Source organism: Salinivibrio sp. PR919, from assembly GCF_001995355.1.
In the GTDB taxonomy this organism is placed as follows: Bacteria; Pseudomonadota; Gammaproteobacteria; order Enterobacterales; family Vibrionaceae; genus Salinivibrio; species Salinivibrio proteolyticus.
In genome coordinates this window covers 15,645-29,941 of the sequence record NZ_MUFL01000041.1, presented here as the reverse complement: position 1 = coordinate 29,941, position 14,297 = coordinate 15,645, and the positions used below count along the sequence as shown (strand labels likewise).

The following is a 14,297-nucleotide window of genomic DNA, read 5'->3' as shown; positions in this document are numbered from 1 at the left end:
GAGCACGCTGCCACCGTCACTTGCGATGATGGCTTACTGATCTTGGTGGTTGATGACGAACCCACCAATCAGCAGGTATTAACCAGCTTTTTACAAATGGAAGGTTATCGGGTTATTACCGCTAGCGATGGCGAAAGCGCGTTACAACAGGTCGAAAAAGAGCGTCCCGCGCTGGTATTGCTCGATATACTCATGCCCGGGATGAGTGGCTTTGAAGTTTGTGAACGATTACGCCAGCAGTATCATCATGGGGCGCTTCCCATCATTATGCTTACGGCACTTAATCAACCCGATGATCGCATTCATGGCTTTAACGTGGGTGCCAATGACTATTTGAGTAAACCGTTTAATAAGCAAGAACTTGCCGCACGTATTGCCACGCATCTTGCCGCCTGTGATGCCGAGCGACGTCAGCAGGAAAATCAGCGATTGGAAGCCGCATTAGCGCAAAGTGCAGAGCGACAGGCGAGCCTACTTGAAACCCAGTCATGGCTGATTTCACAATTATCTCTCGCCCCTGAAGCGATTATCGGGGCAGGTAGCGATGGTCAAATCCGCTTTGCCAATGCATCTGCCGCTGCGCTATTTCAACAGCAAGATGCCAATCTCAAGCGTATGCATAGTCATGCCCTGATCCACGAGCCGGATGAGAGCCAACAGCTCGAACGCTATCAAGGTAAGTTGACTGTTTATATCGGCGACCAGCATCGTGACCTAGAAGGGATGATTTTGCGTTTCCCGGCGGCTTCTGAAATCACCACCTTATATGTGATGAACACTGATACACCCGTCTCGCTGGCACGGATCCAAAGTTTAGAAAGTGCGATTGAGGCTTTGTCTGGCTATGCGTTCCGTGGTGATACGCGCCAACTGGATAAATTAAAAGCCATGGGCGGTGAGTTTGAAGCCTTAGTGAGCCAAGCCCAGAGCCAGCAAGAGGATAAAGCGCAAGCGCGCCGACAACTCATTGTCGATGCGATGGTGGCTGGACTCGAATACTGGGAAAAAACGACGGGAAAAAGTAAGTTCGACTTTGCCGAGCAAAGCGGGCTGTGGCGGGTATACCTCGACCGCAGTAGCCTGCAAACGCGCACATTGGATAAGTACTTACTGCTGGAAACCTTACCCAAAACACCGAGATGGCGTACAGTACTCAGCTCTATTCGCTACATCCTTGACCACTGTGACAAACACAATACCGATCGTACTCAGTTAGAGGCCTACTACCGACAGCTGCGTCAGCTGCTGCTCGAAGACTAACACACCCCGTACCACCTTCCCCCCAACGTGCCTCTCCTATTGAGGACAGGCACTTTTCTCTTTCCTTACCCAATAAGCAATTAATCAAGACAGACACTCTTATCTTTCCAATGGGGACAGACACTTTAAATAGACACTTTAAATATTCAGACTCTATACATTTAAAGTACCTGTCCCATTAAGCAGTCCCATTAAGCAGTCCCATTAAGCACTCCAACAAAAGCAACAAAAGTGTCTGTCCCCATAAATCTAACAAAAGAAATCTAAAGTGCCTGTCCCAACAAGAATCCACCAACCTACGCGATAATAATTCACGCAAATAAACGGGGTCTTTGATGCCGATATCAGTCCAAGTCTGAGCGATAGTTGGGGCTAAAAATCAGGATTGTGGGGAGTATCACAACAAAACGGCAAGATTAAATTCTTGATTAAAAATAAGCCCTAAGAAGCATGTGATATCTGTCACCCCTGAGAAGGTAACAAATAAGTCATTGATATTTATTGGTATAATCTGGTTCGGTTTCTGGTTTTTATCTCAGAAGAGAAAGCGAGTCAGAATACATCTTCAATTTATCCCGATCGATTTTAACGGTTTTAACGTCATGAAAGTGTTTTTTTACGATTTTAACGATTAATGACGTTGCGAGGCGTTCTATCGGCATGCTTATTTGAAGAGGTTCACTGGCCGCTGTGTTATCGATTGCTGATGCATACGATGACCAGACAACAGACAACTAGATGCCGGTGAATCGGCAAGCTTGAGCTCGCGAAGGTTGTAAGCAACGAGCTCACTATCCATCACGTGAACTGAAAGCAACAGTAAGGAATGGCTATGTTTTCGAGTAACATTAGATTTGCCAGCAAGACCCTACTTGCCTCTGCAATTATCGGTGCGCTAAGCGCAAGTGCTGCCGTCAGTGCCGCCGATCGCAGTGAGCTCACCATTCATCCTAAAATGTTCAATACTTTCGTCCGTAACTTTAACCCTTTCCTTGGCGCCACCTACCTGCACACCACGACTGATTTCGTTTATGAGCCCTTGGTGGTGTTTAACGAAATGAAAGGCAACCAGCCTGTCTTTCGTATCGCGAGTGGCTATGAAATGGCGGATGATCTGAAAAGTGTCACCTTTACCCTACGCAAAGGGGTGAAATGGTCAGACGGCGAAGCCTACACTGCCGACGATGTGGTGTATTCATTTGATTTAGTAAAAAACCATCCGGAGCTCGATCAATCTGGGATTAATAAATGGATTGAGGATGTGAAAAAAGTCGACGACTATACGGTCCGCTTTGAGCTCACGGAGGCCAATTCCAACGTACCGTACGAGATCGTCAAAGTGCCCGTGGTACCAGAACATGTTTGGAAAAACGTCGAAGACCCATCATCTTACACCAACGAGAACCCAGTAGGTTCGGGCCCCTTCACCACTATCGATACCTTCACCTCTCAGCTCTATATTCAATGTCGTAACCCGCATTATTGGGATAACGATAACCTCGATGTTGACTGTCTGCGCGTGCCACAAATCGCCAGTAACGATCAGTTTTTAAGCAAGGTAATTAACAGCGAAATGGACTGGACCTCCTCGTTCATTCCTGACATTGACCGCACCTACGCAGCCGCCAATCCAAACCATCACTATTGGTACCCTGCCGCTGGCACCCAAGCCTTTATGGTCAATTTTAATGACCCAGACCCTGCCAAGCGTGAAGCGCTGACCAATGTCGACTTCCGTCGTGCATTTTCGATGGCGCTTGACCGTCAAACCATCATTGATATCGCGTTTTATGGCGGTGGTACAGTGAACGACTTTGCGTCTGGCTTAGGTTATGCCTTTGAGTCTTGGTCCGACGAAGCGGTGCATGAAAAATATCGCCAATACAATACGTACGATCTAGACGGCGCCAAAGCACTGCTTGCGAAAGCCGGCTTTAAAGATCAAGACGGCGATGGCTTTGTGGAAACGCCATCAGGTAAGTCGTTTGAGCTCGAGATCCAATCTCCCAATGGCTGGACCGACTTCAACAACACCGTTCAGCTTGCGGTTGAGCAACTTGCCGAGGCCGGCATCAAAGCCAAGGCACGTACGCCTGATTTCTCAGTGTATAACCAAGCGATGCTTGAAGCCGACTACGACGTCGCCTACACCAACTACTTCCACGGTGCGGACCCTTACACCTATTGGAATAGCGCATATAACTCCAATTTACAGAAAGGGGACGGCATGCCGCGGTTCGCGATGCATTATTACCAAAATGCCGAGCTCGACAAGCTGTTAGACAGCTTCTACAAAACCGCGGATAAAGCTGAGCAACTGGAAATTGCCCACCAAATCCAAGCGATTATCGCCAAGGATCAGGTCACCATTCCGGTGCTTTCTGGCGCTCAAATGTATCAATACAACACAACCCGCTTCACCGGTTGGTGGAACGAAGACAACCCGAAAGGTCGACCCTCTATCTGGGCCGGTATTCCTGAGCGTCTTCTCCATGTACTGGACCTTAAGCCCGTTCAGTAACCACTATCGGGCGCCTTGCGCGCCCGCTTTTCCACGGTGTTCACGCCACGAACATCACCACTTCGCTGTGTAAGGTGCGGGTTATGGGTTATTTTTTCCGACGGCTAACTTTTTACATGATTGCCCTTTTAGTGGCAGCAACACTCAATTTTATTATTCCTCGTGCCATGCCCGGTGATCCTGTCACCATGATGTTTGCCAACGCCTCGGTGCAAGTCACTCCAGAGCGAATTGAGGCAATGAAACAACTGCTGGGCTTTGTTGATGGCCCCCTCTATATGCAGTATTTCACCTACATGAAAAACGTGTTGAGCTGGGATTTAGGCACCTCCATCCAGTTTTATCCGTTGTCAGTAAACGAGCTCCTCGGCAAAGCCTTTGGCTGGTCGCTGTTTCTTGCCGGCAGTGCAGTGCTGCTGTCCTTCTCGCTGGGCTCGATTTTGGGGATTTTTGCCGCTTGGAAGCGCGGCGGAAAATACGATGCTGTGATCACCCCAGGAATGCTGATTATCCAAGCGGTGCCTCAAGTGGTTATCGCCATGTTGGCGCTGTTTATTTTCGCCATTGGGCTGAAATGGTTTCCTACCGGATATGCCTACACGCCGGGCGTCACCCCTGACTGGACCAGCTGGACCTTTATTAAAGATGTGGCCTATCACGCCGTACTCCCGCTGTTTTGTGCCTCCATCATTCAAGTCGGCGGCTTTTTGGTCAACATGCGTAACAACATGATTAACCTGCTTGCGGAAGACTACATCACCATGGCCCGCGGCAAAGGGTTAAGCGAAAACCGCGTGGTGTTTAACTACGCCGCCCGAAACGCGCTCTTGCCCAGTGTCACCGCGCTATCGATGTCGCTGGGTATTGCCATCGGGGGCCAACTGATTGTGGAGATCATTTTTAACTACCCCGGTCTTGGCTCGGTGCTTTTGAATGCGATCAACGCGCGTGACTACCAAGTCCTACAAGGCCAGCTGCTGATTATGACCTTGTTTATGCTCTCGTTTAACTTAATTGCTGACATGCTGTACGTGGTCCTTGACCCACGCCTGCGCAAAGGAGGCAAATAACATGAAAGATCTCCTCACCCTTATCGTTCGCAATAAGATTGCTCGCGCAGGCTCCATCATTGTTGGTTTATTTATATTGATGGCGGTCTTCGCGCCTTTATTAACCCAGCACGCGCCAGATAAACGCACCGGCAATCCGCATGAATACCCCAGCTTTATCGTCAAAGCGGCGCAAGCCAACCCAGATGGCTGGGTCGCCACGCACTTAGCGGATGATCGTCGCACCCTGCTGATGTCGAAAAAGGCCGACCATGTCCTTGGTACCACCCGTATGGGTCGTGATGTCTGGTCGCAGTTAGTACATGGCGCCCGTGTTTCGTTAGCGGTAGGTTTTGGGGCAGGTATCACCGTGTGTGTGCTCGCCACCTTAATTGGTATTACCGCCGGCTATTTAGGCGGTTGGGTTGACGATGTGCTTACTGCCGCGATGAATATTATGTTGGTGATCCCGCAATACCCACTCTTGTTCGTGCTCGCCGCGTTTATCGGCGAAGCCGGACCGCTGACGATTGCCATCATTATTGGCTGCACCTCGTGGGCGTGGGGCGCACGGGTGGTTCGGTCGCAAACCCTTGCCCTGCGCGAAAAAGAGTTCGTGAAAGCCGCCGAAGTGCTGGGTGAATCGCGCTTTCGTATCACCTTTGTCGAGATCTTACCTAATCTCGTGCCTATTGTTGGCGCTAGCTTTATTGGTTCGGTGATGTATGCCATTGCCATGGAGTCGATTATCTCCTTTCTAGGCCTTGGCGATCCCAACACCATCAGCTGGGGGATCATGCTCTACAACGTGCAAACCTCTTCATCCATGCTAATTGGCGCGTGGTGGGAGCTGCTCGCGCCTTGTATTGCGCTGACTTTACTGGTTACGGGGCTTGCGTTACTCAACTTCGCAGTGGATGAAATTGCCAACCCGCAATTACGTGCGCAAAAAGGGATGAGGCGCTGGAAAAAACTCAGCCAACAAGAAAAGAAAGCCCGCGACGAGAATCCCGTTGCCGAACACATGCTGATCAGTGGAGATAAATCATGAGTCGCACCCCACTTATCTCAATCCGTGACCTGTGCGTGGACTACATTACCGATGCCGGTGATGTCCGAGCCTGCGATCACGTCAGTTTTGACATTGCCCCCGGTGAAGTCTTCGGTCTGGCTGGCGAATCGGGGTGCGGTAAATCCACCGTTGCCTTTTCGCTGATGCGTCTGCATAAGCCACCCGCCTTTATCACCGGCGGAGAAGTCATCTTTAACGGTGAGAATATCCTCGATTACAGCGACGCTCGGATGCGCGACTTTCGCTGGCGGGAGATGTCGATGGTGTTTCAAAGCGCCATGAATGCCCTTAATCCAGTGCTGACACTCGAAGAGCAGTTTTGCGATGTGTTGATGCGCCACACCAACCTGACCCGCAAACAAGCGGTCAAACGGGCTCAAGGCTTGCTGGAAATTGTTGATATTCACCCTAGCCGCCTGACCGATTATCCGCACCAATTTTCGGGCGGGATGCGTCAGCGCTTGGTAATTGCCATTGCACTGGCCCTCAACCCGAAAATGATCATCATGGATGAGCCCACCACGGCATTAGATGTGGTAGTGCAGCGCGAGATCTTGCAAAAAATCTACGCGTTAAAAGAAGAGTTTGGCTTTTCGATTCTGTTTATCACCCATGACTTATCGCTCATGGTGGAGTTCTCCGACCGGATTGGGATCATGTACTCCGGTGAGCTGATTGAAGTCGCACCGTCCAAACAGGTGCTCAACAACCCCTACCACCCTTACACCGAAGGACTGGGCAGCTCATTCCCCTCACTCACCGGACCTAAGCGCCAGCTCACGGGGATCCCAGGCAATCCGCTCAACTTGCTCGAAATCCCGACCGGCTGCCGCTTTCAAGCGCGCTGTGCTCAGGTGCATGAACAATGCCGAACCACACAAACTGTGTTGCGCCAAATCGAACCTGGCCGTTATTCCAACTGCCACCTATACGACGGCGAGCCGATCGCCCAACAAAAAGTCTAATATCGTGCCAATGTGAGGAAGTCAGTAATGAGTACAGGTTTTGGAGAACTGCTGGTTGAAGGGAAAAACGTGGTGAAAGATTTCCCGATTAACAGCCATGCCCTCAAACAACCCATGATGCGAGCGATCRATGATGTCTCGTTCAAAATGTACAAAGGCCGTGGACTTGCCGTGGTGGGGGAATCGGGCTCGGGCAAATCAACCACCGCGAAAATGATTGCCAAAATGTATGCCCCGACCGATGGCTGCATTGAATATCGCGGCCGCGATATCACCACCATTAAAAAACGTGATGAGCTGATGCGCTATCGCGAAGGCCTGCAAATGGTCTGGCAAGACCCTTTTGGCTCGCTCAACCCCACGCATAATGTGTTTCACCATATTGCGCGCCCATTATTGATCCACAAAAAAGTCGACAAGCGCGACAAAGCACAACTGAAAGAGCGAGTGTTCGAGCTGCTCGAGCAAGTGGGCCTCACTCCGGCCAAAGAAACGGCGGAGAAATTTCCCCACCAACTGTCGGGCGGCCAGCGTCAGAGGATTAACTTGGCGCGGAACATCGCCGTCGGCGCGGAAGTGGTACTCGCCGATGAACCAACTTCGATGCTGGATGTGTCGATTCGTGCCGGTGTACTTAACCTGATGGAAGAGATGAAAGTGGAAAAGCAAATGTCGCTGCTCTACATCACCCATGATATCGCCACCGCGCGTTACATTGCTGAAGACTTGGCAGTGATGTACGTCGGCCATATGGTCGAATGGGGAGACACCGAAGAGATTATTCATCGCCCTCAGCATCCTTACACCCAGCTGTTGGTCTCAGCCGTGCCCGACCCCAGCAAATCTATTCACGAAAAACTAAAGGGCAACAAGGGTGAGATCCCCCTGTGGACGCCGGACTCTGTCGGCTGCCCTTTTGCTGGCCGCTGCCCACATGCGACAGCCAAATGCACTGAGCAGTTACCCGGCGTCACCAAGCTCGCCGATAACCACTATGTGCGCTGCTATTTGTACGAGCAATAGCGACCAATAAGGATACCATCATGCAAGTGCTGACCAATCACATTGGCTACTCGTTACACGGTGACAAATACGCGGTGATCGTCAGTGACAGCGAGGCCCTCTCCGGCACACCCGTGGCACTGATTTCCCTGCCTCCTCTTAGGGGGACAGGCACATTTAGATCGGCGGACAAAGTTGCCTCCTCCTCTGGGGACAGGCACTTTAATGAAGCCGCAGAAGGCGCGCAAAATTTTACGGGGACAGACACTGTTATTCTCGGGACAGACACAGCACCACTCGATAACGTGGTGGCGCAGTTTGAGTTACACCAAGGCACACAGTTAAGCAACTGGCAGATGGGCACGGCTTATACCCTCGATTTTTCTGCCTTTGCACATCGCGGACGCTATCAACTAGTGCTGTTAACAGACACTCCGGTATATTCGCATCCGTTTGAGATCCTTGACGATTGTCTGTTTCACACCACGTTTTCCGATCTGCTGCATTATTTTAAATCACAGCGGTGTAGTGGCATCTATGAACACGCGGATCAGCACGCCAAGGTATTCGGCTCTGATGAACGCGTGGATGTATCCGGCGGTTGGTACGATGCCTCTGGCGATGTGAGCAAATACCTGAGCCACCTTTCCTACGCCAATTACTTTAATCCGCAACAAATCCCGCTATTGGCTTGGGTACTGGCCGATCTTACCAGCCAATTTAGCTCGGAAACGCTGCCCGCGTTTATGCGCACACGCTTAGCCGATGAAGCAAAACACGGCGCTGATTTTCTTCTCCGTATGCAACACCCCAGTGGCTTTTTTTATATGACGGTGTTTGATCAATGGTCGAAAGACCCAGAGCGCCGCACCCTTTGCGCTTACGCGACGCAAGATGGAGTGATGAGTGAGGCTTATCAAGCCGGTTTTCGTCAAGGCGGCGGCATGGCGATTGCTGCCCTTGCCGCCGCAAGCCGATCCCCGCTTTGCGCGGAGCTTGACCAACAAGCACGCTATTTAGACGCCGCCATTCGCGGCTACTGGCATTTGGTTGAACATAACCATCATTACCTTGATGACGGTGAGCCCAACWTTATTGACGAAACCTGCGCCCTTCTCGCCGCATGTGAGTTGCATCACGCCATTCGGCAGTCTACCGAAGAGCAACCTACCGGGGACAGTCACGCTTATTTAGCGGGACAGGCACCTTTAGGTTCTGGGGACAGACACATTAGTGCGAACGGTGACTGTCCCTTCTTGAGCGAGGCTCGAGGCTGGATGCAAAAGCTGATAGCACGGCAGTGCAGTGATGAAACCTGTCAGTATTATTGGTCAGCAAATGCTGATGGGAGCCGCCCGTTTTACCATGCCGCCGATGCCGGTCTACCCGGCTTGGCATTAACTCGCTATCTCGATGTGGAAACCGACCCCAGCCATCAAGCTATCGCGCAAACAGCACTGGAACGCGCCTGCCAGTTTGAGCTCAACCTAACACAAACGGCCGATAATCCATTCGCGTATCCGCGTCAGTACGTCAAACCCGTCGATGGCGTCAAACAGGTACGTCACTTTATTCCTCACCACAATGAAACCGGCTATTGGTGGCAAGGCGAGAATGCACGCTTGGGATCACTGGCAACCTTTGCGTGTCATGCTACGCGCCATATTCAAGACGATGCGCTAAATGCGGCCCTCCACACCTTTAGCCAACGGGCGCTTAATTGGATCCTCGGTTTAAACCCATTTGATATCTGCATGCTCGATGGACATGGTCACAACAACCCAGATTACCTACCGCACTTGGGCTTTTTTAATGCCAAAGGGGGGATCTGCAATGGCATTACCGCAGGGATGGAGGATGAAACACAGATTGCCTTCAACCCCGCGCCATATTGCGATGATATGGCGCAAAACTGGCGATGGGGCGAGCAGTGGTTGCCACATGCAAGCTGGTTTATGCTCGCCATCAGTGCGCAAACACTGGTTGGCACCGGCCACTCGAACAAGGAGAACGCTTGATGACTTACCGCCTCGATCTTAGTGTGATCAACGAGTATCCCAATGACACCCCACCGCGCAGCCGAATGGGGTTAACCTTGCATAATCTTACCGACCGCCCGTTAGAAACGCTGTCCATTGCGGTATTATTTGATCGCTTCATCAACCCCAATACCCTGTCACAAGGCAGTATTGAGCAAATCGGTAGTTATTGCGTCATTACACCGGCGCATCAAACACTCGATGCCAATCAAAGCTTATACATCGAGTTTGATGCCCACACGCCGCCATTGCGGTTCCTTTGTGCCGGCTTTAAAGATGCGCTGATCTATGCCAATGGCGAGCAATATTCAGTGATGCTCACCCCCATTAACTTGGCGCACACCCACACCACACGATCAACGATTCCAGATGTTCATCCCGCCGAGCACGCCATTATTCCGGTGCCCAAATCAGTGCGCCACCAGCCAGGGTACTTTACGCTTTCACCCACAACACCATTAATCGCAGTGGATCCACAGGCCCTGCCCGCCGCGCAGTGGTTAAGTAGCGAATGGGTTCGTATGTACCCGCAAGCCGATATTGCACTCGACCCACGCTACCAAGATGCGGTAACTGGCGATCATGCCATTATCTTACGGCCGTTACCCGACTCCGCACTTCGAGATATCGCCCACCGTGATGAGGCCTATCAGCTTACCGTCACCGACCAAGGCGTGGTCATCCAAGCCTGCGCTGAGCGAGGGTTTATTCACGGCTGCGCATCGCTGTTACAACTTTGCCAAGAGCATGACACACAGCTTCGAATACCGGCAATCAAAATCAGCGATGCACCACGCTTTGCTTACCGAGGGRTGATGCTCGATTGCGCGCGCCATTTTCATTCGGTGGACACGGTAAAGCGACTGATTAACCAGTTAGCCTATTTTAAGTTCAATACCTTTCACTGGCATTTAACCGACGATGAAGGCTGGCGACTGGAGATTAAAGCTCTGCCTGAATTGACGCGCTATGGGAGTCAACGCGGCCCCAATACCCGCCTTGCTCCGCAATTCAGTCATATTGCAGAGCGTCACGAAGGTTATTATCGCCAAGAAGAGGTGCGTGACGTGATTGAATACGCCGCGGCCCGCGGTATTACCGTCATTCCAGAAATTGATATTCCCGGCCACTGTCGCGCAGCCATCAAAGCGCTGCCTGATTGGCTACACGATGCCGACGACCGCTCTACTTACCGCAGCGTACAACACTACACCGATAACGTATTATCGCCAGCCCTTGATGGCACGTATCGATTTTTAGATACAGTACTAAGTGAAGTCGCCGAGCTTTTCCCTGCCTCATGGGTTCATATTGGTGCCGATGAAGTCCCTGACGGGGTATGGACCGATAGCCCAATTTATCGGGACAGACGCATGAACGGAGAAACGACCGCTTCGCTACAGGGACAGATACTGACCTATGCTGAGCAAAAGCTTCGCGCCTTGGGCAAACGTATGGTTGGCTGGGAAGAAGTGCAGCACGGCGATAAAGTCAGCAAAAACACCGTGATCTATTCATGGCAAAGCGAAGAGGCCGCATTGCACTGTGCGCAGCATGGTTTTGATGTGATTTTAACCCCCGGTCAAGCGACCTATCTCGATATGGTGCAAGATTATGCTGCTACCGAACCTGGGCTCGACTGGGCGGGCGTCACGCCATTAGAAAAAGCCTACCAATATGAGCCGCTGGCAAGCCTCGCCAGTGACGACCCCGCCCGTGAGCACATACTAGGCGTGCAATGTGCACTCTGGAGTGAACTGATCACCAATCAGGACAGGCTCGATTACATGGTATTTCCAAGGCTTACCGCCATTGCGGAAGCGGCTTGGAGCCACAGTGAGCGCCGTGACTGGCTCGATTATCTGGCCAGACTCAAAGCGCAATTACCGCGTTTAGACAAGTTCGGTATTCAATACCGTTCCCCTTGGGCATCGAACAAGTAGGCCGAATTCGCCCACCTGGCAGCGCGCCCTGCGCTGCCAGCTCTTTGCGCTCGCATCCCATCTGTTTATAATGCTCAGCCATTGTTGTCAGTCTGAGAGTGTTTCCGGCATGCTACGCCAAGAAATTAATACCCTACTCACCCCTATTCATGGTTTTCTGCACTGTCAAACCCCTGACAGTTGGATTGACGCGGCCATCCAGCCTGACAACCAATCGATTCTTTTACGCGATCACGCAAACTGCGAATTAAAAGCCAGCCAAACCGCGATGTGGTTGATCCGTAAATATGCGGTTGACGCAGCGAGTGGCGAGCAACTGCTGGCATGGGCCAAACCCTATGAGGACTTTGTTTATCGCGGCGTTCGCGATGGGATCTTCCACGCGCGCAAAAACGGTCTCAGCGCGCCTTTAACCCCCAAAGCGGGGTTTGCCCACGGCCAAGCCTTGATTGATAAAATGGTCCGCTTAATCAAAGAAGAGTTTCATCATTTTGAGCAAGTGATTGAAATCATGGACGCACGCGGCATTCCTTATCAACCGTTAGAAGCAGGCCGCTACGCCAAAGGATTAATGCGCGCGGCACGCACTCATGAGCCGGCAACCTTGGTCGATAAACTGATTATTGGCGCCTACATTGAAGCACGCTCCTGCGAGCGCTTTGCCAAAGTCGCCCCACACCTTGATGATGAACTGCAAAAGTTCTAYATCTCGCTACTGCGCTCCGAAGCACGCCATTATCAAGATTACCTCACGCTTGCAGAAACTATCGCCGGCGAAGACATTCGCGGCCGCATTCAAGCCATCGGCGAACGCGAAGCCGAACTCATCCAAGCACCCGACAGCCAATTCCGCTTTCACAGCGGCRCYCCTGCCTAACTTCTTCTTATAGGGACAGGCACTTTTTATTTCCTGCGAGGACAGTCACCTCTTGATGACTGTCCTCGTCGTTTTTCTCCAACGTTCTAACCTTTTCCTCTATCAAGACAGGCACTCTGTAGTGAGTGTCCCTATGACGGGCATGTTACGACGTCCTACTCCATCGCTACTCAGCGTTCTCGAGTACTTCTTGGGACAGACATGTTAAGCACTGACATGTTAAGCAAGTAACAACTCTCGTAGTTACACCATTTCTTGCACTGTCACGAAAATCCAATTCATAAAAATGAAGACTGTTTATTTATACAGTATATTTTACTCATACCTAGATGCTAAGAGGGACCGACGATGACCAAAGCTCGCGCATCGCAAATAAATTTAGCCGCCACCCCCTATTACCATTGTGTCTCACGTTGTGTGCGCCGCTCGTTTTTGTGCGGCTATGATGCGCAGTCACAAAAAAGCTATGAGCATCGTCGCACATGGGTAGAAACACGTTTACTTACACTCGCCAAAGCATTTTGTATCGATATCTGTGCTTATGCCATTATGAGCAATCACTATCACGTTGTTTTGCATATCAACGCCAAAGCGGCTCAGTCTCTAACCAATATCGAAGTTGTTGAGCGCTGGCTGGCCTTTCATCAAGCGCCTGCGCTTATCCAACGTTTTTATCAGGGTGAATCGCTCTCTCACTCAGAGCGAAAAGCGTGTTTTCGCATCATTGAGAACTGGCGCGAACGTTTGATGTCTGTCAGCTGGTTTATGAAGCTGCTCAATCAATATATTTCGACGCTAGCGAACCGAGAGGATCAATGTTCAGGGCATTTTTGGGAGGGACGCTTTAAAAGCCAAGCCATATTAGATGAAAAAGCACTCGCTGCGGCGATGGCCTATGTCGATTTGAACCCAGTGCGAGCAGGTATCACCAAGCAGCCCAAGCATGCCAATTACACATCGATTAAAAAGCGCGTTAAATCACTCGAGCAAAATAAAGCGACCCCTGCCGGCTTATTCCCCTTCGCCGGGAACCCGAGAAAGTCGATGCCCGACGGTATCCCTTTTCGCCTTATGGACTATTTGGCTCTGGTAGAATGGACGTGCGCTCAGGACCAGAACGCCAATTCACTCCCAAGACCACAGCTACTCACACAGCTGAACATCTCACGTGAAACCTGGTTAAGTACATGCTCTCACTTAGAGGGCGGGAATATCGTAGGTTCACTATCGAGTATTCAGGCGGTATTACCGACACTCGGTCTAAAACGCATGACCGGTCTAATGATCCCAAGTGACTAGGCCCAACCATTGAATATATCTCAATAACACAGGCATTCACCCAGATCGGCTGAGGCTTTATCCAGCCCAATAAGCCAGCACCATTATAAACACGAACAAAATACCTACCGCTTTTAAGAGCGGCTTTAGCCCTTTGGCTCCACCTTCCGGGGATTGATTACAGCATCCCATATTATCTCCTGACCGTTTTTCCAGAAGAATAAGCCTTCCAGTAACAGGAAGGTAAAGGGATATTCAGGTTTGATTCTAGCTTGTTGGGGGGACAGACAC

At 51.0% G+C, this 14,297-nt stretch carries 10 protein-coding genes; all 10 read left to right on the top strand.

Features of this window, described 5'->3' with window-relative positions; all coding sequences use genetic code 11:
- Positions 1–1,260: response regulator (locus BZG83_RS09470; RefSeq protein ID WP_131825073.1), on the top strand; the 1,260-nt coding region annotated here is incomplete at its 5' end.
- Positions 1,261–2,092: 832 nt separating this feature from the next.
- Complete coding sequence (locus BZG83_RS09465) at positions 2,093–3,781, top strand: ABC transporter substrate-binding protein (protein WP_077480266.1); 1,689 nt, start codon at positions 2,093–2,095, stop codon at positions 3,779–3,781.
- 83 nt (positions 3,782–3,864) lie between these two features.
- Complete coding sequence (locus tag BZG83_RS09460; protein ID WP_046075428.1) at positions 3,865–4,851, top strand: ABC transporter permease; 987 nt, start codon at positions 3,865–3,867, stop codon at positions 4,849–4,851.
- A 1-nt stretch (position 4,852) separates the two neighbouring features.
- The gene (locus tag BZG83_RS09455; RefSeq protein WP_077480265.1) at positions 4,853–5,881 is read left to right on the top strand and encodes an ABC transporter permease; all 1,029 of its coding nucleotides are present in this window, start codon (positions 4,853–4,855) and stop codon (positions 5,879–5,881) included.
- Positions 5,878–6,867, top strand: a complete 990-nt coding sequence (locus BZG83_RS09450; protein WP_077480264.1) for an ABC transporter ATP-binding protein — start codon at positions 5,878–5,880, stop codon at positions 6,865–6,867. Before BZG83_RS09455 ends, BZG83_RS09450 begins: the two co-directional genes overlap by 4 nt.
- 27 nt (positions 6,868–6,894) lie before the next feature.
- Positions 6,895–7,890 carry an ABC transporter ATP-binding protein gene (locus tag BZG83_RS09445; RefSeq protein WP_077480263.1) on the top strand — a complete coding sequence of 332 codons (996 nt, stop codon included), beginning with the start codon at positions 6,895–6,897 and terminating at the stop codon, positions 7,888–7,890.
- Between the two features lie 20 nt (positions 7,891–7,910).
- Entirely contained in the window at positions 7,911–9,887 is a 1,977-nt protein-coding gene (locus BZG83_RS09440) for a glycoside hydrolase family 9 protein (RefSeq protein ID WP_241828286.1), read from the top strand.
- Positions 9,887–11,851, top strand: coding sequence for a beta-N-acetylhexosaminidase (locus BZG83_RS09435; RefSeq protein ID WP_077480262.1), 1,965 nt, complete (start codon positions 9,887–9,889; stop codon positions 11,849–11,851). The genes BZG83_RS09440 and BZG83_RS09435 overlap by 1 nt, the downstream gene beginning before the upstream one ends.
- Before the next feature lie 109 nt (positions 11,852–11,960).
- On the top strand, positions 11,961–12,728 hold the full coding sequence (miaE, locus tag BZG83_RS09430; RefSeq protein WP_198929731.1) for a tRNA isopentenyl-2-thiomethyl-A-37 hydroxylase MiaE: 768 nt from the start codon (positions 11,961–11,963) through the stop codon (positions 12,726–12,728).
- 348 nt (positions 12,729–13,076) lie between these two features.
- Positions 13,077–14,027, top strand: coding sequence for a transposase (locus BZG83_RS09425; RefSeq protein ID WP_077480260.1), 951 nt, complete (start codon positions 13,077–13,079; stop codon positions 14,025–14,027).
- Positions 14,028–14,297: the final 270 nt, after the last annotated feature.